This is a genomic window from Campylobacter sp. BCW_4332, from assembly GCF_001763175.1.
In the GTDB taxonomy this organism is placed as follows: domain Bacteria; phylum Campylobacterota; class Campylobacteria; order Campylobacterales; family Campylobacteraceae; genus Campylobacter_D; species Campylobacter_D jejuni.
The window spans coordinates 24,421-48,147 of sequence record NZ_MJYF01000037.1; the positions used below are offsets into that span (position 1 = coordinate 24,421).

General features: G+C 29.2%; 22 protein-coding genes and 1 pseudogene. 20 read left to right on the forward strand and 3 right to left on the reverse strand.

Going from position 1 to position 23,727, the window contains the following annotated elements:
- The first annotated feature begins 40 nt into the window (after nucleotides 1-40).
- The 6 genes and pseudogenes from AJN64_RS03285 to AJN64_RS03310 all read left to right on the forward strand — a co-directional run bounded on the left by AJN64_RS03285 (nucleotide 41) and on the right by AJN64_RS03310 (nucleotide 5,576).
- Nucleotides 41-850 (forward strand): glycosyltransferase family 2 protein, encoded by an 810-nt coding sequence (locus AJN64_RS03285; RefSeq protein WP_070292670.1) that lies wholly within the window; start codon nucleotides 41-43, stop codon nucleotides 848-850.
- 54 nt (nucleotides 851-904) lie between these two features.
- Nucleotides 905-1,713, forward strand: a pseudogene (locus AJN64_RS09735) (glycosyltransferase); the annotation flags it as partial.
- A gap of 69 nt (nucleotides 1,714-1,782) precedes the next feature.
- Nucleotides 1,783-2,715, forward strand: a complete 933-nt coding sequence (locus tag AJN64_RS03295) for a glycosyltransferase family 2 protein (protein ID WP_070292734.1) — start codon at nucleotides 1,783-1,785, stop codon at nucleotides 2,713-2,715.
- On the forward strand, nucleotides 2,712-3,491 hold the full coding sequence (locus tag AJN64_RS03300; RefSeq protein WP_070292672.1) for a glycosyltransferase family 25 protein: 780 nt from the start codon (nucleotides 2,712-2,714) through the stop codon (nucleotides 3,489-3,491). The genes AJN64_RS03295 and AJN64_RS03300 overlap by 4 nt, the downstream gene beginning before the upstream one ends.
- On the forward strand, nucleotides 3,472-4,548 hold the full coding sequence (locus tag AJN64_RS03305; RefSeq protein ID WP_070292673.1) for a glycosyltransferase: 1,077 nt from the start codon (nucleotides 3,472-3,474) through the stop codon (nucleotides 4,546-4,548). Before AJN64_RS03300 ends, AJN64_RS03305 begins: the two co-directional genes overlap by 20 nt.
- Nucleotides 4,548-5,576, forward strand: coding sequence for a hypothetical protein (locus AJN64_RS03310; RefSeq protein WP_070292674.1), 1,029 nt, complete (start codon nucleotides 4,548-4,550; stop codon nucleotides 5,574-5,576). The genes AJN64_RS03305 and AJN64_RS03310 overlap by 1 nt, the downstream gene beginning before the upstream one ends.
- Here the strand turns inward: AJN64_RS03310 and AJN64_RS03315 are convergent.
- From AJN64_RS03315 to waaC, 3 genes are read right to left on the reverse strand one after another with little or no spacing between them, the layout of a single operon-like run.
- Entirely contained in the window at nucleotides 5,560-6,270 is a 711-nt protein-coding gene (locus AJN64_RS03315; protein ID WP_070292675.1) for a glycosyltransferase family 2 protein, read from the reverse strand. The two genes, AJN64_RS03310 and AJN64_RS03315, sit on opposite strands and share 17 nt — an antisense overlap.
- Complete coding sequence (locus tag AJN64_RS03320; protein ID WP_070292676.1) at nucleotides 6,267-7,145, reverse strand: lipid A biosynthesis lauroyl acyltransferase; 879 nt, start codon at nucleotides 7,143-7,145, stop codon at nucleotides 6,267-6,269. Before AJN64_RS03320 ends, AJN64_RS03315 begins: the two co-directional genes overlap by 4 nt.
- Entirely contained in the window at nucleotides 7,135-8,163 is a 1,029-nt protein-coding gene (gene waaC, locus AJN64_RS03325) for a lipopolysaccharide heptosyltransferase I (RefSeq protein ID WP_070292677.1), read from the reverse strand. The genes AJN64_RS03320 and waaC overlap by 11 nt, the downstream gene beginning before the upstream one ends.
- 66 nt (nucleotides 8,164-8,229) lie before the next feature.
- Here waaC and AJN64_RS03330 point away from each other — a divergent pair, with 66 nt between their 5' ends.
- From AJN64_RS03330 to AJN64_RS03395, 14 genes are all read left to right on the forward strand, one after another.
- Nucleotides 8,230-9,024: a 3'-5' exonuclease gene (locus AJN64_RS03330; RefSeq protein WP_052793764.1), complete on the forward strand. Its 795-nt coding sequence runs from the start codon at nucleotides 8,230-8,232 to the stop codon at nucleotides 9,022-9,024.
- Nucleotides 9,025-9,079: 55 nt separating this feature from the next.
- A complete protein-coding gene (gene galE, locus AJN64_RS03335) occupies nucleotides 9,080-10,066 on the forward strand; it encodes a UDP-glucose 4-epimerase GalE (RefSeq protein ID WP_002874249.1) in 987 nt (328 codons plus the stop codon).
- Entirely contained in the window at nucleotides 10,060-11,754 is a 1,695-nt protein-coding gene (pglK, locus tag AJN64_RS03340; RefSeq protein ID WP_070292678.1) for an ABC-type lipopolysaccharide transporter PglK, read from the forward strand. The genes galE and pglK overlap by 7 nt, the downstream gene beginning before the upstream one ends.
- Nucleotides 11,751-12,830, forward strand: a complete 1,080-nt coding sequence (gene pglH / locus AJN64_RS03345) for a GalNAc-alpha-(1->4)-GalNAc-alpha-(1->3)-diNAcBac-PP-undecaprenol alpha-1,4-N-acetyl-D-galactosaminyltransferase (RefSeq protein WP_083271911.1) — start codon at nucleotides 11,751-11,753, stop codon at nucleotides 12,828-12,830. Before pglK ends, pglH begins: the two co-directional genes overlap by 4 nt.
- Nucleotides 12,823-13,752: a GalNAc(5)-diNAcBac-PP-undecaprenol beta-1,3-glucosyltransferase gene (pglI, locus tag AJN64_RS03350; RefSeq protein WP_070292680.1), complete on the forward strand. Its 930-nt coding sequence runs from the start codon at nucleotides 12,823-12,825 to the stop codon at nucleotides 13,750-13,752. Before pglH ends, pglI begins: the two co-directional genes overlap by 8 nt.
- On the forward strand, nucleotides 13,740-14,837 hold the full coding sequence (pglJ, locus tag AJN64_RS03355) for an N-acetylgalactosamine-N,N'-diacetylbacillosaminyl-diphospho-undecaprenol 4-alpha-N-acetylgalactosaminyltransferase (protein WP_002861842.1): 1,098 nt from the start codon (nucleotides 13,740-13,742) through the stop codon (nucleotides 14,835-14,837). The genes pglI and pglJ overlap by 13 nt, the downstream gene beginning before the upstream one ends.
- Before the next feature lie 3 nt (nucleotides 14,838-14,840).
- Nucleotides 14,841-16,982 carry an undecaprenyl-diphosphooligosaccharide--protein glycotransferase gene (gene pglB, locus AJN64_RS03360; protein WP_070292681.1) on the forward strand — a complete coding sequence of 714 codons (2,142 nt, stop codon included), beginning with the start codon at nucleotides 14,841-14,843 and terminating at the stop codon, nucleotides 16,980-16,982.
- A gap of 9 nt (nucleotides 16,983-16,991) precedes the next feature.
- Entirely contained in the window at nucleotides 16,992-18,122 is a 1,131-nt protein-coding gene (gene pglA / locus AJN64_RS03365; protein WP_070292682.1) for a N,N'-diacetylbacillosaminyl-diphospho-undecaprenol alpha-1,3-N-acetylgalactosaminyltransferase, read from the forward strand.
- Nucleotides 18,115-18,717, forward strand: coding sequence for an undecaprenyl phosphate N,N'-diacetylbacillosamine 1-phosphate transferase (gene pglC, locus AJN64_RS03370; protein WP_002861839.1), 603 nt, complete (start codon nucleotides 18,115-18,117; stop codon nucleotides 18,715-18,717). The genes pglA and pglC overlap by 8 nt, the downstream gene beginning before the upstream one ends.
- A complete protein-coding gene (pglD, locus tag AJN64_RS03375) occupies nucleotides 18,704-19,294 on the forward strand; it encodes a UDP-N-acetylbacillosamine N-acetyltransferase (protein WP_032603433.1) in 591 nt (196 codons plus the stop codon). The genes pglC and pglD overlap by 14 nt, the downstream gene beginning before the upstream one ends.
- Before the next feature lie 97 nt (nucleotides 19,295-19,391).
- Nucleotides 19,392-20,552, forward strand: a complete 1,161-nt coding sequence (gene pglE, locus AJN64_RS03380) for a UDP-N-acetylbacillosamine transaminase (protein ID WP_070210265.1) — start codon at nucleotides 19,392-19,394, stop codon at nucleotides 20,550-20,552.
- Between the two features lies 1 nt (nucleotide 20,553).
- Entirely contained in the window at nucleotides 20,554-22,326 is a 1,773-nt protein-coding gene (gene pglF / locus AJN64_RS03385; RefSeq protein WP_070292683.1) for a UDP-N-acetylglucosamine 4,6-dehydratase (configuration-retaining), read from the forward strand.
- Complete coding sequence (locus AJN64_RS03390; RefSeq protein WP_002861835.1) at nucleotides 22,326-23,219, forward strand: PDC sensor domain-containing protein; 894 nt, start codon at nucleotides 22,326-22,328, stop codon at nucleotides 23,217-23,219. Before pglF ends, AJN64_RS03390 begins: the two co-directional genes overlap by 1 nt.
- 112 nt (nucleotides 23,220-23,331) lie before the next feature.
- Entirely contained in the window at nucleotides 23,332-23,724 is a 393-nt protein-coding gene (locus tag AJN64_RS03395) for a chemotaxis response regulator CheY (protein WP_032603349.1), read from the forward strand.
- The last annotated feature ends 3 nt before the right edge of the window (nucleotides 23,725-23,727 follow it).

Genomic DNA, 23,727 nt, shown 5'->3' on the forward strand with positions numbered 1-23,727 from the left:
TAGAATTGTTTTTATTATTTTAACAAAATTTAGGAAAAATATGCCACAACTTTCGATCATAATCCCGCTTTTTAATTCTTGCGATTTTATTTCAAGGGTTTTGCAAAGTTGTATAAATCAGACTTTAAAAGATATTGAAATTTTGATTATCGATGATAAAAGTAAAGATAATAGTTTAAATATGGTTTTAGAATTTGCTAAAAAAGATCCAAGGATAAAAATCTTTCAAAATGAAGAAAATTTAGGCACTTTTGCAAGTAGAAATTTGGGGGTTTTGCATTCTAGTTCTGATTTTATAATGTTTTTAGATAGTGATGATTTTTTAACACTCGATGCTTGTGAAATAGCACTTAAAGAGATGAAAAAAGGTTTTGATTTGCTTTGTTTTGATGCCTTTGTACATAGGGTAAAAACCAAGCAGTTTTATCGTTTTAAGCAAGATGAAGTTTTTAATCAAAAGGAATTTTTAGAATTTTTAAGCAAGCAAAGGCATTTTTGCTGGTCGGTTTGGGCGAAGTGTTTTAGAAAAGATATCATCTTAAAAAGTTTTGAAAAAGTTAAAATAGATGAGCGTTTGAGCTATGGCGAAGATGTGCTTTTTTGTTATGTTTATTTTATGTTTTGTGAGAAAATAGCTGTTTTTAAAACTTGCATTTATCATTACGAATTTAATCCAAATGGAAGATATGAGAATAAAAATAAAGAAATTTTAAATCAAAATTATCAAGATAAAAAGAAAAGCAATGAGCTGATAAAAAAGCTTTCTTTAGACTTTAAAAATGATACCTTTTATCAAAAATTACTCAAGGTTTTAAAGAAAGAAGAGTTGGATTTAAAAAATAGAATTTAAGATTAAATTTTATATAATTAAATTTTCGTATTTTTTAACACTAGAAGGCTAATAATGACTGAAATTTCAAGTTTTTGGTATACCCCTAAAGGCTATAAGGGCATGGGTTTGATGGAAATTCTTACGATTAAATCTTGGCTTGATAATGGATATAAATTCCATCTGTATACTTATAATTTAGAAGATAAAATCTTTTTAAAATTCCAAGAATTGTTTGATAATTTTACACTTAAAAATGCAAATGATATTGTGCCTTTTGAAGAATATTTTAGTGATGATAGGGGAGCTGGAGTGGCTGCTTTTTCAGATTTTTTTAGATTTAATCTACTCTATCTCAGGGGGGGGTATGGGTAGATTTAGATATGGTGTGTTTAAGCCCTTATGATTATCATGAAAAAGAATATATTTTTTCTAAGGAAATTGATGATGATCCTAACAAAGCTAGAATTACAACTTCATTACTTAAATTTCCAAAACAAAGTGAATTTGGAAGATTGCTTATAGAAGAAGCAAAAAAGATTATAGACAATAGAAAAACCATCCCTTGGGGAGTCATAGGACCTTGGTTTTTGGCTAAATGGGTTAAAGAATGTGATTTGGAAAAATATGCCTTAGATTATAAAGATACTTGTCAAATTTCTTGTGGTAATGCTAGAGATTTTATAGACAAAAAGACTTTTGATGAAAGCAGACCTTGTTTGCATTTATTTTCTGAAATGTGGAGAATTTATAAAATGAATAAAAACCATTTTTATAAATCATGCATTTATGGATTTTTACTTCAAAAGCACAATATCTTTGATTTATGTCTTAAATTAAATTATAATCTTAGTTTTTGCGATAAACATTATGATAAATTCCTTCCTTTTATTAATATAAAAAATAAAACAAGATTTTATTTTCGCCACCCAAAACAAATTTTGAGGAAAAAAATGCCTAAAATTTCAATCATCTTGCCAACTTTTAATGTAGAAAAATATATAGCTAAAGCTTTAGAAAGTTGTATCAATCAAACTTTTAAAGATATAGAAATAATTGTAGTTGATGATTGTGGGAGTGATAAAAGTATAAATATAGCTAAAGAATACGCTAAAAAAGATGAAAGAATAAAAATAATTCACAATGAAAAAAACTTAGGTCTTTTAAGAGCTAGATATGAAGGGGTTAAGGTAGCTAATTCTTTATATGTCATGTTTTTAGATCCTGATGATTATTTAGAACTTGAGGCTTGTGAGGAAGTATCTAAGTATTTAGATCAAAACAATGATTTGATATGTTTTAATTATAATACTCTGGATACAACTTTGAAAAAAAAATATTTTTTTACTGATAGTAATTATAATATTGACGAGTATTTGAAATTTTTATCAAAATGGATCGTTGGTTCTAAAATTTACCACTGGAATATATGGGGCAAAGTTTTTCAAAAACAAAAATATTTAAAGACTTTTGAAAAAATCAATGAAAACCCAAAACTTACTATGGCAGAAGATGTATTGCTCCTTACTTTGTATTATCTTGAATGTAAGCGTATTGTAACTTTAGAGCAATGTCTGATTAATTATAATATGCAAAATATTAGCTCATCAACCAACGAAAGAAAAAATTTTGATAAGATGCAATTTTTTATAGAAAATTTAAATTTTGTTATTCATAAGCTTAATTTATATTCTAATGCTTTAAATTCTATATATTTTTTATTGTGTCAATACTTTATTTGCGAGCTTTCTATACACAAATTGGATTTAAAATATCGTATTGTTTATAATAATTTTTTTAAAAAAATTCTCATAAAATTAAAAAGAAAAAAGATAAAATTAACAAGAAAAAAATATATAAAACAATTAGCAATGGAATTAAAATGAAATTTCTTATCATCAATCTTAAAAAAGCAAAGAAAAGAAAAGAATACATTAGTCAATTGTGTCAAAAATATCAACTTGATTATGAAATCATCGAAGCTGTAGAAGGAAAAGCTATAAGCAAACAAGAGTATTTAAATATAGTTGATTATGACAAAATGCTAAATTTTCATAAAAGAGAATTAGGGCTTGGAGAGCTTGGTTGTTCTTTATCTCATAAAAAATGTTATGAAAAAATATTGCAAGAAAATTTAAAATACGCTGTGATTTTAGAAGATGATGCGTATTTTGATGAAAACTTACTTGAATTTTTACAACACCTTAATGAATTTCCTAACGACTTGGAGCTTTTGTTATTAGGGCATCAAAGACAGGTTTATAATGATGATGGTTTTAGGATAGAAAGTCCTTACTCAAGAAGATTTGCAAAAAAAATCTTAAATTATAAAATTCGCCGTTTGATCGCTAGAGGCAACGGTACTTATGGTTATTTTATAACCAAAAATGGAGCCTTAAAACTGCTTTCTCATTTAGAAAAAATTTATTTGCCTATAGATGCTCTTACTTGTAATGAAAAAGTTTTAAACACTTACGCTTTATTTCCTGTACTTGTTTATACACATGAAAATTTTATGTTTGAAAGTTCTACTCAAGATGATAAAAAATTTCTTAAAAAGAAAAATAAAATAAGTAAGTATATTAAAAAAATTCACATTTTTATAAAATATTTTTTACCTAGTTTAAAAAAGGTTAGATCTTATGAAAATATTGATTGTTAGTGACTATTTTAACAAAGGTGGGGTAAGTTATGTTATTTATCAACTTGCTAAAGAATGGAATAAAAATCACGAGCTTTCTTTGTTATTTTTTGAAAAGACGCCTCTAGCTTATGATGATATTTGTAACAATGCTTATGTTGAATTTATCAACACTAAAGCTTTAACTCCCATCCGTTTTTTAAATAAACTTATTAATAAAATCATATATAAGTGTGCAATTAAAAAAAAAATAAAACAGTATAAGCCTGATATTATGATTTCTTTTAAAACCAAGCCTAATCTATTTACTCTACTTGCAAATAAAAATATAGGCATCAAGCATATTATTTGCGAGCATGGTTTTCATCTTGGAGAAAAGTCTAAAAAAACCAATCGTTTAAGAAGAAAACTATATCCTTTGGCTACCTATTTAAGTGTTTTAACTAGGGAAGATTTTAAATATTATTCTTTTGTAAAAAACAAAATCATCATGCCTAATCCCTTGGGTGTAAAAAAACAAATTCATACAAATGATAAAAAAAACATTATTTTATACGCAGGAAGATTAGAAGAAGAAAAGGCTGTGGATGTTTTTATTAAAGCTTTATCTTGCATCCAAAAAGATGTTTTAAATAAATGGAAGATTATCGTAGCAGGAGAGGGTTCTTTAAAAAAGAATTTGATGGAGCTTGCTAAAAATTTAAATTTGCACATCGATTTTGTAGGCTATATAGAAGACTTAAGTTTTTACTATGAAAAAGCTAAAATTTTATGCTTATGTTCCAAACAAGAAGGCTTACCTATAGTTTTAATCGAAGCTGCTTTTTATGAATGCGCTAGAATCAGTAGTGATTATATGGGTGTAAATGAGCTAATCGATGATAAAAACAATGGACTTTTATTCAAGATGGATGATTTTAAGGATATGGCTTTAAAAATATCACTTTTAATGCAAGATGAAAACTTAAGACAAGAAATTGTTAAAAAGGCCAAAGAAAAAGTTGAATCTTATAAAGTAGAAAGCGTGATGAAAAAATGGGATGAATTGTTTATAGAAGTATTGGGTAAAGGATTGTAATGGTAACTTTTTTTTATTATTTTAGAAAATATTTGGCTAAATTTATCAGTGCTTTCGTGCCAAGCAAGGATTTGCGTTGCAAGATTAGAAGGAGAATTTGTTATAGGGTGATCAAGCATACGCCTTATTCTACAGATACTTTAGTGCCAGCTCATATTTTAGCTTACATTAACGCTCATACCAACGAATACTTCATAAAAGAAAATAAAACCATTCATGGGGGGGGGCATAAGGGGTATTTTGATTTTGATCCTAGATCAAAAGATAAAAACTCTCCCTTAAATCCTTGGGCTTTTATAAGAGTAAAAAATGAAGCCATTACTTTAAGAGCTTCTCTTGAAAGCATATTGCCTGCCATACAAAGAGGTGTTATAGGTTATAATGATTGTGATGATGGAAGCGAAGAAATAATCTTAGAATTTTACAAGCAATACCCTTCTTTCATACCAGTAAAATATCCTCATGAAGTTCAAATAGAAAATCCCCAAAGTGAAGCAAATAAACTTTATACTTATTATAATTGGGTTTTAAGTTTTATACCTCAAGACGAATGGCTTATAAAGATTGATGTGGATCATATTTATGATGCTAAAAAGCTTTATAAAAGTTTTTATATACCTAGAAAAGATAATGATGTTTTGTGCCATCCTAGGATAGATTTTTTAGTTGAAAATTCTGAAGTCTTTCTTAAATTTGATGAAAGATTTGGTTTTTTAAACACTATAGGAGATGATCATTGGCTTATTAAAAATAAAAGATTAAAATTTATTGAAATGCTAGTTGGGCAAAATCATTCTTATGAGTGGTTAGACATTAGAAAATTAAAATTACATCATGCAGAATTAACACAATATCATTTTCCTTATGTGAAAAATTCAAGAAAAAAATACGCCAAAACAAACAATATTTGGTTTAGACTCGATGATGATTTTGTTTTAAAAGATGAAAATTTAAAATTTATAGACATGCAAATGCTTAATGAAAAATTGATAATAAAACAATACGCCAAATTTAAAACTCAGATTTGATGTATTTCCAAAAAGTATATTGTGCATAAAGTTTTGCTATGATAAAACCTCTTTTGCCTTCTAAAAAACCTAATTTTACAAAATAAAGCTTGAAAAAAGTCCAATAAGGATTTATTAAAGCTTTAAGAAGGTTATTTTTTTTAGGATTTAGACTTGAGTATTTGTTTTGCTTATCTATAAATTGCTCGATATTTTCATAAGCATAATGTAAAAAATGATGTTTTAATTTCCCTATTTTTTCTTGACAGATTATGCTTTCGTGAACTTCTCTTTCATTAAATTTGGCATATTTTTTATGAAATAATCTTATGTTATAATCAGGATATAGCCCCATTTTTGTTATTGCTTCTCCAAAGAAAAAATTTAATCTTGCTACTTTGTATGCTTTAAATGATGGATTTTTAATTATTTGCAATACTTCCTCTTTTAATTCTTCAGTAAAAACTTCATCACTATCTAAAACAAATATCCAATCATTATTTGCTTTTTCAACTCCAAATTGTTTTTGCTTTCCAAAACCAAGCCAATCTTGATGGAAAATTTTCACGTTTTTAAAAGTTTTTGCTATTATTAAACTATCATCCGTGCTTCCGCTATCTATTAAAATAATTTCATTGGCAAAATTAACACTTTGTAATACTTCTTGAAGATATTTTTGGCTATTAAAAGTTAGTATTACTATTGAAATATTCATGAGTATATTCCTTGATTATAACTTGCAAAGCGTCTATGGAAAAAAAAGTATTCCCAAGGTCTTTTTTTAATCATTTCTTCGCAACTTTGTGCTTGATAAAGTGTCAGTTCTTCTAAACTTGCATTTTGAGAATCTTTTGCTTTAAAAAACTCTATGCAAAATTTACCATCTTCTTTATAGACATAAACAGGGATGATCAAAGCATTAGTTTTTTGAGCGATAAAACTTGCTCCCATTTGATAGTTTACTTCTTTGTCAAAAAATTTTAGCTTTATACCTTCTTTATCAGTGCAATCTTGATCGGTTAAAATTCCTAAAGTTCGCCCCTTTTTTAGGGCACTTAGCATTTGTCTTAACCCGCCTTTTTTGTCAATAAGCTCTATGTTAAATTGGGTGCGATTTTTACTTAAAATTTCATACATAACTTCGCTTTTTAACTTTTTCCCCACTATGGAAATTGCACCATATTTAGCTGCATAAGCAAGGCTTAAAATTTCCCAGTTTCCATAGTGTGCAGTTGTGAAGATAATAGGACGCTTTAAAGCTAGAGCGTCTATAAGAAAATTTTCATTGATAAAATTTACTTTATTGAGAATTTTTTCTTTGGTGGTGTTTTGATTTTGTAAACAATCAATTCCAAATTGAGCAAAATTTTCATAAATTTTCAAAGATAGTTTATCGCGTTCTTTTTGAGTGTATTGAGGAAAACAGATTTGCAAATTTATATCGATGATCTTGCGATGTTTTTTGTTAAGATAAAAAGTGATTCTTGCTACAATCAAAGCTAAAAAATGCAAGATACACTCAGGCATAAAAGTAACAAAAAATTTCAAAATATAATAAAGACTAAGATATATTCTATCACTATTTTTCATTAAGTAAGCCTTTGGCAAGTTTGAAGATATCTTCTTCTTCTATACGCGTGATACAAAAATCACTTTTATCGATATGCTTGGCATTTTGGATTTTTTTACCTGCATCAATGATTTTATTGATATGAGTTTGAAAAGCATTGCGGTAGCTTGGTGTTGCGCCAAAAATCGTAATAGATGCCTTATTTAAAGCAAAAGCCAAATGTGTTGGGCCGCTATCATTTCCTATGATTAAATTCATCATTTTTGTAAAAGCCATTAGTTCTTCAAGATTAAATTTTGGCGCTAATTCTATATGTGTTTCATCAATACCACTAAGATTTAAAACCTCTTTGGCAAATTCATATTCTTTTACATTTCCCCAAGCGAGCCAAATTTTTGCTTGTTGAAATTTATTGATTAAAAGTTTGCAAAGTATAGCAAGTTTGGTTTTAGGATAGATTTTATTTTCTACACTTGAACCCACGTGTATGAGTATGTTTTTTTCGTTTTTGTCGAGCTTGAGTTTATTGTTTAAGAGTTGTTTTAAATTTTCATCTACGCTAAAAATATCTTGTTTAAAGGCTAAATTTTTGACATTAAAATCAGTATTTAACATAAAGGAGGTAAGACTTAAGTATCTTACAAATACATTTTCATTGTAATCTAACTCAAGTTTTTGGTTGTAGAAATTATGAGCAAAACTTTCTTTAAGACTATTTTTATCAAAACCAAAATTATTTCTACTTAAAATTCGACTTACAATAGCAGATTTTATAAGCCCTTGTAGATCTATTACTGCATTATAGTTGTTTTTTCTTGCTTTAAGAAGAATTTTTAGGCTTTTTAAAATTTTTTTGTCTTTTAAGGGCAGGGCATAGAGTTTGTCTATTAAAGGATGGTTTTTAAGTATGCCTTCAAATTTTTCATCTACAAACCAATGAATTTCTATATCTTTTTTAAAATTTTTGATAAATTGCAAAACCACGGCACTTTGGATAATATCACCAAGTGCTGACAAACGAACAATTGCTATTTTCATTAAAAGCCTAATATTTTAAAATTTTTGCTATGATTTTAGCGAAATTATTTAAAAAAAGGTTAAAAAATGGCAAAAAATGAAGGTTATATTTGTGTTTTTGATTGTGAGAGTGTGCCAGATGTTGAGCTTATCCGCAAAACTTTAGGTTTTGAAGGAAGTGATTTGGAGGTAAGTTTAAAAGCACTTCAGTGGCAAAAAGAACAAAGCGGGAGTGAGTTTTTGCCTTTGCCTTATCATAAAATCATCAGTATTTGTGCGGTTTTAAGTGATAATTTTGGAAAATTTATCAAAGTAAATAAAATTGATGGGCAAAATGAAAAAGAAATGATTGAGAATTTTTTCAATTTTATAGAAAATTATGAGCCAAAATTAGTCAGCTTTAATGGTAAAAATTTCGATATGCCTGTTCTTGTTTTAAGGGCTTTAAAATACAATTTAAAAGCAGCAACTTATTTAGATACTCAAAGCGATAAATGGAATAATTATAAAACAAGATTTTCAGAATTAAAACATTGTGATTTATTAGAATCCTTAGGATCTAATGGGCGTGGAATAAAGCTTGATACACTTTGCTCTATGGTGGGTTTGCCAGGAAAATATGATGTGCATGGCGATGAGGTGATGAAACTTTTTTATGAAAATGAACTTGAAAAAATCCACGAATATTGTGAAAGTGATGTTTTAAACACCTATATGCTTTTTTTAAAATATGAACTTATTAAAGCTAATGTTAGTGAAGAAGATTATGTTGATTTTCTTTCTTATATGAGAGATTTTTTGCGCGCAAAAAAATCAGATCGTTCTTATACAGAAGTTTTTGCAAAAGCTTGTGAGAGTGAAATTTCAAAAGTTCGATCTTAAGTATTTAAGAAAATATATTAAAATTTATTTTTGACATTTTAAAAAAGGAATGATGATGAAAATTCTTATTAGCGGTGGCGCAGGTTATATAGGTTCTCATACTTTAAGACAATTTTTAAAAACAGATCATGAAATTTGTGTTTTAGATAATCTTTCTAAGGGCTCTAAAATCGCAATAGAAGATTTGCAAAAAATAAGAGCTTTTAAATTTTTTGAACAAGATTTAAGTGATTTTCAAGGTGTAAAAGCATTGTTTGAGAGAGAAAAATTTGACGCTATTGTGCATTTTGCAGCGAGCATTGAAGTTTTTGAAAGTATGCAAAACCCTTTAAAATATTATATGAACAACACTGTTAATACAACAAATCTCATCGAAACTTGTTTGCAAACTGGAGTGAATAAATTTATATTTTCTTCAACGGCAGCCACTTATGGCGAACCACAAACTCCCGTTGTGAGCGAAACAAGTCCTTTAGCACCTATTAATCCTTATGGGCGTAGTAAGCTTATGAGCGAAGAGGTTTTGCGTGATGCAAGTATGGCAAATCCTGAATTTAAGCATTGTATTTTAAGATATTTTAATGTTGCAGGTGCTTGCATGGATTATACTTTAGGACAACGCTATCCAAAAGCGACTTTGCTTATAAAAGTTGCAGCTGAATGTGCCGCAGGAAAACGTGATAAACTTTTCATATTTGGCGATGATTATGATACAAAAGATGGTACTTGTATAAGAGATTTTATCCATGTAGATGATATTTCAAGCGCGCATTTAGCGGCTTTGGATTATTTACAAGAGAATGAAAGCAATGTTTTTAATGTAGGTTATGGACATGGTTTTAGTGTAAAAGAAGTGATTGAAGCGATGAAAAAAGTTAGCGGAGTGGATTTTAAAGTAGAACTTGCCCCACGCCGTGCGGGCGATCCTAGTGTGTTGATTTCTGATGCAAGTAAAATCAGAAATCTTACTTCTTGGCAGCCTAAATATGATGATTTAGAGCTTATTTGTAAATCTGCTTTTGATTGGGAAAAACAGTGTTAAAAAAACTTTTTTTTATTTTAAGCAAGGAAGATAAAAATTTTTTATTTTTCTTGCTTGTTTTTTCAGTATTTGTTTCTTTTATAGAAACTTTTGCGATTTCTTTGGTAATGCCTTTTATCACTTTGGCTAGTGATTTTTCTTATTTTGATCGTAATAAATATTTAATCAGCCTAAAAGAATATCTTAATATCCCTGTTTTTGAAATCATTGTTTATTTTGGAGTGGGGCTTATTGTTTTTTATGTATTTAGGGCTTTGTTAAATGCGTATTATTTTCATCTTTTGGCAAGATTTTCTAAAGGACGGTATCATGCGATCGCTTATAAGGTTTTTTCTAAATTTTTAAATATTAATTATGAAAAATTTACTCAAAAAAATCAATCTGAAATTTTAAAGTCCATTACAGGGGAAGTTTATAATCTAAGCACTATGATTTCATCATTTTTACTTTTGATGAGTGAAATTTTTGTAGTGCTTTTGCTTTATGCTTTAATGCTTTTGATTAATTATAAAATCACTTTATTTTTAAGTATTTTTATGGTGTTAAATGCCTTTATTTTAGTGAAAATTTTAAGTCCTATCATTAAAAAAGCAGGACTAAGACGCGAAGAAGCGATGAAAAATTTCTTCGAAATTTTAAATACAAATTTAAATAATTTTAAATTTATCAAGCTTAAAACTAAAGAAGATGGAGTATTAAGTCTTTTTAAAGCACAAAGTGAAGCTTTTTCTAAAGCAAATATTACCAATGAAAGCGTAGCTGCGGTGCCTAGAATTTATCTTGAAGGAATAGGTTTTTGTGTGCTTGTTTTTATCGTGGTATTTTTGGTTTTGAAAAATGAAAGTGATATTTCAGGTATTTTATCCACGATTTCTATTTTTGTTTTAGCGCTTTATCGCTTAATGCCAAGCGCAAATCGTATTATCACAAGTTATCATGATTTGCTTTATTATCATTCTTCTTTGGATATTATTTACCAAAATTTAAGACAAGAAGAAGAAAATTTGGGCGAGGAAAAATTAAGCTTTAATCAAGAGCTTAAAATTTGCAATCTTAGCTTTGGTTATGAGGGAAAAAAACATTTATTTAAAAATCTTAACTTAAACATTAAAAAAGGCGAAAAAATCGCTTTTATAGGGGAGAGTGGTTGCGGAAAAAGTACCTTAGTAGATCTTATCATAGGACTTTTAAAACCAAAAGAAGGGCAAATTTTAATTGATAAGCAAGAGTTAAATGTAAGTAATGCAAAAAATTATCGCCAAAAAATAGGCTATATCCCACAAAATATCTATCTTTTTAATGACAGCATAGCTAAAAATATTACTTTTGGAGATGCGGTTGATGAAGAAAAACTTAACAGGGTTATCAAACAAGCAAATTTAGAGCATTTTATAAAAAATTTACCTCAAGGAGTGCAAACAAAAGTAGGTGATGGGGGGAGTAATTTAAGCGGGGGACAAAAACAACGCATAGCTATAGCAAGAGCTTTATATCTAGAGCCTGAAATTTTAGTGCTTGATGAAGCAACTTCTGCGCTTGATACTCAAAGTGAAGCAAAAATCATGGATGAAATTTATAAAATTTCTAAAGATAAAACCATGATTATTATCGCACATCGCCTTTCTACGATAACGCAATGTGATAAGGTTTATCGTTTAGAACACGGTAAGCTTAAAGAGGAGAAATGATGAAAATAAGCTTTATTATCGCAACTTTAAATTCAGGAGGCGCTGAGCGTGTTTTGGTAACTTTAGCTAATGCACTTTGTAAAGAGCATGAAGTAAGTATTATTAAATTTCATGCAGGAGAATCTTTTTATAAGCTTGAAAATGAAGTTAAAGTTACAAGTTTAGAACAATTTAGATTTGACACACTTTATCATAAAATCGCAAGTCGTTTTAAGAAATTTTTTGCTTTAAGAAAGGCTTTGAAAGAAAGTAAGGCTGATGTTTTTATTTCTTTTTTGGATACGACTAATATTGCTTGTATTGCTGCGAAAATAGGGCTTAAAACTCCACTCATTATAAGTGAGCATAGTAATGAAGCGTATTTAAAACCTAAAATTTGGCGTTTTTTAAGAAGGGTAAGCTATCCTTTTTGTGATGCTTTAAGTGTGCTTGGAAGCAGTGATAAGGTGTATTATGAAAGATTTGTAAAAAGGGTTAAGCTTTTATTAAACCCTTGTCATTTTAGCGATGAAATTCCTTTTGATTCTAGTTTTGAAAAGGAAAATTTGGTTCTTTTTATAGGGCGTTTAGATCACAACAAAAACCCTGCAATGTTTTTAAAAGCTATAGCGCATTTGGATAAAAATTTGCAAGAAAATTATAAATTTGTTATAGCAGGAGATGGAGAGTTAAGGCAAGAACTTGAATACAAGGTAAAATCTTTAGGAATAAAAGTTGATTTTTTAGGGCGAGTTGAAAATGTCAAGGCTCTTTATGAAAAAGCAAAAGTGCTTTGCCTTTGTTCTTTTGTAGAGGGTTTGCCAACGGTTTTAATTGAAAGTTTGTATTTTGAGGTTTGTAGAATTTCAAGTTCTTATTATAATGGTGCTAAGGATTTAATCAAAGATAATCATGATGGGCTTTTGGTAGGTTGTGATGATGAAATAGCACTTGCTAAAAAACTTGAACTTGTTTTAAATGATGAAAATTTTAGAAAAGAACTTGTAAATAATGCCAAACAAAGGTGTAAAGACTTTGAAATTTCTCATATCAAAGAAGAATGGCTTAAGCTTATAGCCGAGGTTAAAAATGCCTAAACTTTCTGTTATAGTACCAACTTTTAATCGTCAAGCTTTGTTGGAAAAGGCTATTAAAAGCATACAAAATCAAGATTTTAAAGATTTAGAAATTATTATAAGTGATGATAATTCTAGTGATGATACTAAAAGTGTGGTGCAAAATTTACAAAAAGATGATGATCGCATTAAGTATTTTTTAAATCAAAATTACAAACAAGGCCCAAATGGCAATAAAAACAATGGCTTAGATCAAGCAAGTGGCGAGTTTGTAACTTTTTTAGATGATGATGATGAGCTTTTATCTGGGGCTTTAAGTACCTTGATGCAAAAAGCAAGTGAGGGTTATGCTCATGTTTTTGGAAATTGTTTGATGGAAAAAGAAGGAAATTTAAGCAAGGAATTTAGCGGCAAGGGCTTGGAAAAAGATAGTGAAATTTCTAAAAAAGATTTTTTAATGGCTAAATTTAGCGGAGAGTTTTTTTCTGTTTTTAAAAAATCTCTACTTGAAAACAAGCGTTTTAATGAAGAATTTTATGGCAATGAAGCCACGCTTTGGGTAAATTTATACAAGGAAAAAAGTTTTTATATCCATAAGGCTTTTAGGATTTATAGGATTTTTAGGCAAGATAGCGTGACTTTAGGGGCGAGTAAAAATGCTCATAGGGTGTATTTGGGATATTTAGAGCTTGCTAAAATTTTAGAAAATGAACTTAGAATGAGTAAGGATAAAGATTATAAAAAAACTTGTGCGAGTTATTATAAAATGGCAGCTTATTATGCAAAACTTGCAAAAAATTATAAAGCTCTTTATAAGTGTTTGTTTAAAAGCCTGAGTATAAAAATCAACACTCCTGCTTTGATATTACTCATTTTAAGTATAATTCCAAATAATATGATTGAAAAATTATCAAAAATTCGGGTGGCTTTATGCAAAAATTAGGCATTTTTATTTATTCTTTAGGAAGTGGTGGTGCTGAAAGAGTTGTGGCGACTTTATTGCCTATTTTAAGTTTGAAATTTGAAGTGCATTTGATCTTGATGAATGATAAAATTTCTTATGAAATTCCAGAGTGTCAAATTCATTTTTTAGAATGTTCAAAACCTAGTGAAAATCCTATTTTGAAATTTTTAAAACTACCTTTTTTGGCTTTAAAATACAAAAAACTTTGCAGAAATTTAGGCATTGATACAGAATTTGTTTTTTTAAATCGACCTAATTATATAGCTTTAATGGCAAGAATGTTTGGAAACAAAACTCGCCTTGTGATCAATGAATGCACTACACCAAGTGTGATGTATATGAAAAATAATTTTAATTCTTTGGCAAATAAATTTTTAATTTCTTTACTTTACCCAAGGGCTGATTTAATCTTGCCTAATTCTAAAGGAAATTTAGAAGATTTAGTGCAAAATTTTAGTATAAATCCAAAAAAATGTGAAATTTTATACAATGCCATCGATTTAGAAAACATAGAGCAAAAAGCTCTTGAAGATATAGCTTTAAAAGATAAATTTATTTTAAGTGTAGGCAGGCTTGATAAAGGTAAAAATCATGCTTTATTAATTCGTGCTTATGCGAGATTGAAAACAGATTTAAAGCTTGTGATTTTAGGTGAAGGTGTGCTTAAAGATGAGCTTTTGGCTTTGATTAAAGAGTTAAATTTAGAAGAAAAGGTTTTGCTTTTAGGATTTGATAATAATCCTTATAAATACATGGCTAAATGCGAATTTTTTGCTTTTGCTTCTGTGTTTGAAGGTTTTTCAAATGTTTTAATCGAAAGTTTGGCTTGTTCTTGTGCGGTGGTTTGCACTGATCATAAAAGTGGCGCAAGAGAGCTTTTTGGCGATGATGAATTTGGACTTTTAGTAGAAGTAGATAATGAAAACTCCATGTTTCAGGGTTTAAAGACTATGCTTGAAGATGATAAATTAAGAAAAGCGTATAAAAATAAGGCTAAAACTAGGGCTAAGGCTTTTGATAAAGTAAAAATTGCACGTGATGCTTTGAAATATTTATTAGGATAAAAGATGTTGAAAAAAGAGTATTTAAAAAACCCTTATTTAGTTTTGTTTGCGATGATTGTATTAGCTTATGTTTTTAGTGTATTTTGCAGGTTTTATTGGGTTTGGTGGGCAAGTGAGTTTAATGAGTATTTTTTCAATAATCAATTAATGATCATTTCAAACGATGGCTATGCCTTTGCTGAGGGCGCAAGAGATATGATAGCAGGTTTTCATCAGCCTAATGATTTGAGTTATTATGGATCTTCTTTATCCGCGCTTACTTATTGGCTTTATAAAGTCACACCTTTTTCTTTTGAAAGTATCATTTTATATATGAGTACTTTTTTATCTTCTTTGGTGGTGATTCCTATTATTTTGCTAGCTAATGAATACAAACGTCCTTTAATGGGCTTTGTAGCTGCTCTTTTAGCAAGCATAGCAAACAGTTATTATAATCGCACTATGAGTGGGTATTATGATACGGATATGCTGGTAATTGTTTTACCTATGTTTATTTTATTTTTTATGGTAAGAATGATTTTAAAAAAAGACTTTTTTTCATTGATTGCCTTGCCGTTATTTATAGGAATTTATCTTTGGTGGTATCCTTCAAGTTATACTTTAAATGTAGCTTTAATTGGACTTTTTTTAATTTATACGCTTATTTTTCATAGAAAAGAAAAGATTTTTTATATAGCTGTGATTTTGTCTTCTCTTACTCTTTCAAATATAGCATGGTTTTATCAAAGTGCCATTATAGTAATACTTTTTGCTTTATTTGTCTTAGAGCAAAAACGCTTAAATTTTATGATTATAGGAATTTTAGGTAGTGCAACTTTGATATTTTTGATTTTAAGTGGTGGGGTTGATCCTATACTTTATCAGCTTAAATTTTATATTTTTAGAAGTGATGAAAGTGCGAATTTAACGCAGGGTTTTATGTATTTTAATGTCAATCAAACCATACAAGAAGTTGAAAATGTAGATCTTAGCGAATTTATGCGAAGAATTAGTGGTAGTGAAATTGTTTTTTTGTTTTCTTTGTTTGGTTTTGTATGGCTTTTGAGAAAACATAAAAGTATGATTATGGCTTTACCTATATTGGTGCTTGGGTTTTTAGCCTTAAAAGGGGGACTTAGGTTTACCATTTATTCTGTACCTGTAATGGCCTTAGGATTTGGTTTTTTATTGAGCGAGTTTAAGGCTATATTGGTTAAAAAATATAGCCAACTAACTTCAAATGTTTGTATTGTTTTTGCAACTATTTTGACTTTAGCTTCAGTATTTATCCATATTTACAACTATAAAGCACCAACAGTTTTTTCTCAAAATGAAGCATCATTATTAAATCAATTAAAGAATATAGCCAATAGAGAAGATTATGTGGTAACTTGGTGGGATTATGGTTATCCTGTGCGTTATTATAGCGATGTGAAAACTTTAGTAGATGGTGGAAAGCATTTAGGTAAGGATAATTTTTTCCCTTCTTTTGCTTTAAGCAAAGATGAACAAGCTGCAGCTAATATGGCAAGACTTAGTGTAGAATATACAGAAAAAAGCTTTTATGCTCCGCAAAATGATATTTTAAAAACAGACATTTTGCAAGCCATGATGAAAGATTATAATCAAAGCAATGTGGATTTGTTTCTAGCTTCATTATCAAAACCTGATTTTAAAATCGATACACCAAAAACTCGTGATATTTATCTTTATATGCCCGCTAGAATGTCTTTGATTTTTTCTACGGTGGCTAGTTTTTCTTTTATTAATTTAGATACAGGAGTTTTGGATAAACCTTTTACCTTTAGCACAGCTTATCCACTTGATGTTAAAAATGGAGAAATTTATCTTAGCAACGGAGTGGTTTTAAGCGATGATTTTAGAAGTTTTAAAATAGGTGATAATGTGGTTTCTGTAAATAGTATCGTAGAGATTAACTCTATTAAACAAGGTGAATACAAAATCACTCCAATTGATGATAAGGCTCAGTTTTATATTTTTTATTTAAAGGATAGTGCTATTCCTTACGCACAATTTATTTTAATGGATAAAACCATGTTTAATAGTGCTTATGTGCAAATGTTTTTTTTAGGAAATTATGATAAGAATTTATTTGACTTGGTGATTAATTCTAGAGATGCTAAGGTTTTTAAACTTAAAATTTAAGGGTTGAAAATGAGAATAGGATTTTTATCACATGCAGGAGCAAGTATTTATCATTTTAGAATGCCTATTATAAAAGCGTTAAAAGATAGAAAAGACGAAGTTTTTGTTATAGTGCCGCAAGATGAATACACGCAAAAACTTAGAGATCTTGGCTTAAAAGTAATTGTTTATGAGCTTTCAAGAGCTAGCTTAAATCCTTTTGTGGTTTTAAAGAATTTTTTTTATCTTGCTAAGGTTTTGAAAAATTTAAATCTTGATCTTATTCAAAGTGCGGCACATAAAAGCAATACCTTTGGAATTTTAGCAGCAAAATGGGCAAAAATTCCTTATCGTTTTGCTTTGGTAGAAGGCTTGGGTTCTTTTTATATAGATCAAGGTTTTAAGGCAAATTTAGTGCGTTTTGTTATTAATAATCTTTATAAATTAAGTTTTAAATTTGCACACCAATTTATTTTTGTTAATGAAAGTAATGCTGAGTTTATGCGGAATTTAGGACTTAAAGAAAATAAAATTTGCGTGATAAAATCTGTAGGGATCAATTTAAAAAAATTTTTTCCTATTTATGTAGAATCGGAAAAAAAAGAGCTTTTTTGGAAAAATTTAAACATAGATAAAAAACCAATTGTGCTTATGATAGCAAGAGCTTTATGGCATAAAGGTGTAAAAGAATTTTATGAAAGTGCTGCTATGCTAAAAGACAAGGCAAATTTTGTTTTAGTTGGTGGAAGAGATGAAAATCCTTCTTGTGCAAGTTTGGAGTTTTTAAACTCGGGTGTGGTGTATTATTTGGGTGCTAGAAGTGATATAGTCGAGCTTTTGCAAAATTGTGATATTTTTGTTTTACCAAGCTATAAAGAAGGCTTTCCTGTAAGTGTTTTGGAGGCAAAAGCTTGCGGTAAGGCTATAGTGGTAAGTGATTGCGAAGGTTGTGTGGAGGCTATTTCTAATGCTTATGATGGACTTTGGGCAAAAACAAAAAATGCTAAAGATTTAAGCGAAAAAATTTCACTTTTATTAGAAGATGAAAAATTAAGATTAAATTTAGCTAAAAATGCCGCCCAAGATGCTTTACAATACGATGAAAATAATATCGCACAGCGTTATTTAAAACTTTATGATAGGGTAATTAAGAATGTATGAAAAAGTTTTTAAAAGAATTTTTGATTTTATTTTAGCTTTAGTGCTTTTGGTGCTTTTTTCTCCGGTGATTTTAATCACTGCTTTACTTTTAAAAATCACTCAAGGAAGTGTGATTTTTACCCAAAATCGCCCAGGGTTAGATGAAAAAATTTTTAAAATTTATAAATTTAAAACCATGAGCGATGAAAGAGATGAAAAGGGTGAGTTATTAAGCGATGAATTGCGTTTGAAAGCTTTTGGAAAAATCGTTAGAAGCTTAAGTTTGGATGAGCTTTTACAACTTTTTAATGTTTTAAAAGGGGATATGAGTTTTGTTGGACCTAGACCTCTTTTGGTTGAGTATTTACCTCTTTACAATGAAGAGCAAAAATTACGTCATAAAGTGCGTCCAGGTATAACAGGGTGGGCGCAGGTAAATGGTAGAAATGCTATTTCTTGGCAGAAAAAATTCGAACTTGATGTGTATTATGTGAAAAATATTTCTTTTTTGCTTGATTTAAAAATCATGTTTTTAACAGCTTTAAAGGTTTTAAAACGAAGCGGGGTAAGCAAAGAAGGCCATGTTACAACAGAGAAATTTAATGGCAAGAACTGAAAAAATTTATATTTATGGTGCTAGTGGTCATGGGCTTGTTTGTGAAGATGTGGCTAAAAATATGGGTTATAAAGAATGTATTTTTTTAGATGATTTTAAAGGAGTGAAATTTGAAAGCACCTTACCTAAATATGATTTTTTTATAGCCATAGGAAACAATGAAATTCGAAAAAAGATTTATCAAAAAATTTCAGAAAATGGCTTTAAAATTGTTAATCTTATCCATAAAAGTGCACTTATAAGTCCTAGTGCAGGTGTGGAGGAAAATGCAGGAATTTTAATCATGCCTTATGTAGTAGTTAATGCTAAAGCCAAAATAGAAAAAGGCGTGATTTTAAATACTTCAAGTGTGATTGAACATGAATGCGTGATAGGGGAATTTTCTCATGTGAGTGTAGGGGCTAAGTGTGCGGGCAATGTAAAAATCGGTAAAAATTGTTTTTTAGGGATTAATTCTTGTGTTTTGCCTAATTTAAGCTTAGCAGATGATAGTATTTTAGGTGGTGGAGCAACTTTGGTTAAAAGTCAAGATGAAAAAGGTGTTTTTGTGGGAGTGCCTGCAAAAAGAAAAATATGAAATGATTATAAAAAGATTTTTGTTTGATTCTTTGTAAATTTTTTTAGGTAAAATAGAGTCAATTTATAAAAATTTTGTTTTATACAAAGGATAAATCATGAGATTTTTTCTTTCTCCTCCGCATATGGGTGGCAATGAATTAAAATACATAGAAGAAGTTTTCAAAAGCAATTATATAGCACCTTTGGGTGAATTTGTAAATCGCTTTGAGCAAAGTGTAAAAGATTATAGCAAAAGTGAAAATGCCTTAGCTTTAAATTCAGCCACAGCGGCTTTGCATTTAGCTTTAAGGGTGACAGGGGTAAAACAAGATGATATCGTTTTAGCTTCTTCTTTTACTTTTATCGCTTCAGTAGCACCTATTTGTTATCTTAAAGCAAAGCCTGTATTTATAGATTGTGATGAAACTTATAATATTGATGTAGATTTGTTAAAACTCGCCATTAAAGAATGTGAAAAAAAACCAAAAGCATTGATTTTAACTCATCTTTATGGCAATGCTGCAAAAATGGATGAGATTGTTAAAATTTGCAAAGAAAATGAAATTGTTTTAATCGAAGATGCTGCCGAAGCTTTAGGAAGTTTTTATAAGAATAAAGCTTTAGGAACTTTTGGAGAATTTGGAGTTTATTCTTATAATGGTAATAAAATTATCACCACTTCAGGTGGAGGTATGCTTATAGGAAAAAATAAAGAAAAGATTGAAAAAGCAAGATTTTATAGCACTCAAGCAAGGGAAAATTGTTTGCATTATGAACATTTAGATTATGGTTATAATTACCGTTTAAGCAATGTTTTAGGAGCTATTGGCGTAGCACAAATAGAGGTTTTAGAACAAAGAGTGCTTAAAAAAAGAGAAATTTATGAGTGGTATAAAGAATTTTTAGGAGAGCATTTTAGCTTTTTAGATGAATTAGAAAATTCAAGAAGTAATCGCTGGTTAAGTACAGCTTTGATTGATTTTGATAAAAATGAACTTAATGCTTGTCAAAAAGATATAAATATCAGTCAAAAAAATATCGCTTTGCATCCAAAAATTTCAAAACTCATAGAAGATTTGAAAAATGAACAAATAGAAACAAGACCATTATGGAAAGCTATGCACACTCAAGAAGTATTTAAAGGAGCTAAGGCTTATCTTAATGGTAATAGTGAGCTATTTTTCCAAAAAGGAATTTGTTTGCCAAGTGGCACGGCGATGAGTAAAGATGATGTTTATCAAATTTCAAAACTGATCTTAAAGAGCATAAAGGCTTAAAATGATTTTTTATAAAAGCAAAAGATTAGCATTTTTTTTAACTTCAGATATTGTTTTAATTTTACTTAGCGTTTATCTGGCTTTTTCTTTGAGATTTAGTGGAGATATTCCGAGTATTTTTTATCATGGTATGATGATTTCTGCTATTATTTTGCTTGTTTTAAAACTTTCATTTTTGTTTGTTTTTAGAATTTATAAAGTAGCTTGGAGATTTTTTTCTCTCAATGAAGCAAGAAAAATTTTTATTGCTTTGCTTTTAGCTGAGTTTTGTTTTTTTCTTATTTTTTATTTTTTTAGTGATTTTTTTAATCCTTTTCCAAGAAGTGCTATTGTGATAGATTTTGTTCTTTCTTATATGTTTATAGGTACTTTAAGAATTAGCAAAAGAATGCTTGTGGATTTTAAACCTTCTAGAATGAAAGAAGAAGAAACTCCTTGTATTGTAGTAGGGGCAACTTCTAAGGCTTTGCATTTGTTAAAAGGTGCAAAAGAAGGTTCTTTAGGGCTTTTTCCTGTAGGCGTAGTTGATGCGAGAAAAGAGCTTATAGGGACTTATTGTGATAAATTTATTGTAGAAGAAAAAGAAAAAATAAAATCTTATGTAGAACAAGGGGTAAAAACTGCCATTATTGCTTTAAGACTTGAACAAGAAGAGCTTAAAAAACTTTTTGAAGAACTTGTAGCTTATGGTATTTGCGATGTAAAAATATTTTCTTTTACAAGAAACGAAGCAAGAGATATCAGTATAGAAGACTTGCTTGCTAGAAAACCAAAAGATTTAGATGATAGTGCTGTGGCGGCTTTTTTAAAAGATAAGGTAGTTTTGGTAAGTGGAGCAGGTGGAACTATAGGCAGTGAACTTTGTAAGCAATGTATTAAATTTGGTGCTAAGCATCTTATCATGGTTGATCATAGTGAGTATAATCTTTATAAGATCAATGATGATTTAAATTTATATAAAGAAAAAATTACTCCTATTTTACTGAGTATTTTAGATAAGCAAAGTTTAGATGAGGTATTAAAAACTTATAAACCCGAGCTTATTTTACATGCAGCCGCTTATAAACATGTGCCTCTTTGCGAACAAAATCCACATTCAGCAGTAATTAATAATATTTTAGGAACTAAAATTTTATGCGATAGTGCTAAAGAAAACAAAGTAGCTAAATTTGTGATGATAAGTACAGATAAAGCAGTGCGACCAACAAATATTATGGGTTGCACTAAGAGAGTTTGCGAGCTTTATACTTTAAGTATGAGTGATGAAAATTTTGAAGTTGCTTGTGTGCGTTTTGGTAATGTTTTAGGTTCTAGTGGTAGTGTGATACCGAAATTTAAAGCACAAATTGCCAATAATGAGCCTTTAACTTTAACGCACCCTGATATAGTGCGTTATTTTATGCTTGTGGCTGAGGCAGTGCAACTTGTTTTACAAGCTGGAGCTATTGCAAAAGGGGGAGAACTTTTTGTTTTGGATATGGGTAAGCCTGTAAAAATCATAGATTTAGCTAAAAAAATGCTTTTACTTTCTAATCGTAATGATTTAGAAATTAAAATCACAGGCTTAAGAAAAGGCGAGAAGCTTTATGAAGAGCTTTTGATTGATGAAAATGATGCTAAAACGCAATATGAGAGTATTTTTGTAGCAAAGAATGAAAAGGTTGATCTTGATTGGCTTAATAAAGAGATAGACAATTTACAAATATGTGAAGATATTTCAGAGACTTTATTAAAGATTGTGCCTGAATTTAAACACAATAAAGAAGGTGTATAATGTATATAAAAGATATACAAAGATTTGAAGATAATCGCTATCGTGCTAGAGCTTATATGAGTTATATTTTAACAAGAAATTTACCTAATAAACTTCCTGATATTCACCTTGAAACGATTAAAACAGCTTTGGATAAAATAGCTCATGAAGTTGTTGTTTTTGATGCTTTGTATATTTTAGATATTTCAGGCATGCAAATAGAAAATGCGATTTCCTTAAATAAGGCTCATGAAATAGGGCAGGGTGAGGATAGAAGTACTCGTTCTTATTTTTATAGAGCTGTAAAATTAAGACGATGCGTTTTAAGTGATCCTTATCCTTCGGTTTTAAACAACGAACTTTGCGTGACAGCTTCTATGCCAATTTACGATGATAAAAATAACTTGCTTTTTGTTGTTTGTATCGATATCAAGCTTGAAGATATTTTAAGGATTATTCAAGCAGGAAAATTTGAGTTTGTTTTTACTCAATTTAGTCGTTTGGTATATTTTTGTTTCGCACTGGTTTTATTTGTGATTACTTGCTTTTTATTTCAAAAAGGTTTTTTTAGTCTTTTTGATAATCAAGCTATAGGTATAGAACATATGTTTGAAAGTACTATTGCTATAACTTTAGCTTTAGCTATTTTCGATTTGGCAAAAACTTTGATCGAACAAGAAGTATTAGGAAAAACAAAAAAAGAAGAAGGCGGAATTCAAAAAACTATGGTGAGATTTTTAGGTTCTATTATCATTGCTTTGGCTATAGAAGCTTTGATGTTGGTATTTAAACTTGCTATTGGTGATTTTTCTCAGATGATTTATGCGATTTATCTTATCGGTGGAGTGAGCTTGCTTCTTTTAGGTTTAAGTGTATATTTATTTACGGTTAAGTATAAAAATAATAATATTTGAGTAAAATTTTAAATAAAAGATGATATAATGCTATTTTTTAAAATTTTTTAGCTTGATTAATAAGGCTAAAAAGGGTAAAATAAAACTATAAAAACTTTGAAAGGACGAAATTGTGAAATTGTTAGTTGTTGATGACAGTTCTACTATGAGAAGGATTATTAAAAATACCCTAACAAGACTTGGACACGATGATGTTTTAGAAGCTGAGCATGGCGTTGAAGCTTGGGATTTATTAACTAAAAATGAAGATGTAAAAGTTTTAATTACAGATTGGAATATGCCAGAAATGAATGGCTTGGAGTTGGTAAAAAAAGTAAGAGCAGAGAAAAAATATGAAGATATGCCTATTATCATGGTTACAACTGAGGGCGGAAAAGCTGAAGTGATTACTGCTTTAAAAGCTGGCGTAAATAACTATATTGTAAAACCTTTTACTCCACAAGTTTTAAAAGAAAAACTTGAAGATGTTTTAGGAATAGGAAGTGGAGAAGGTGCAGCTGAGTAAAGG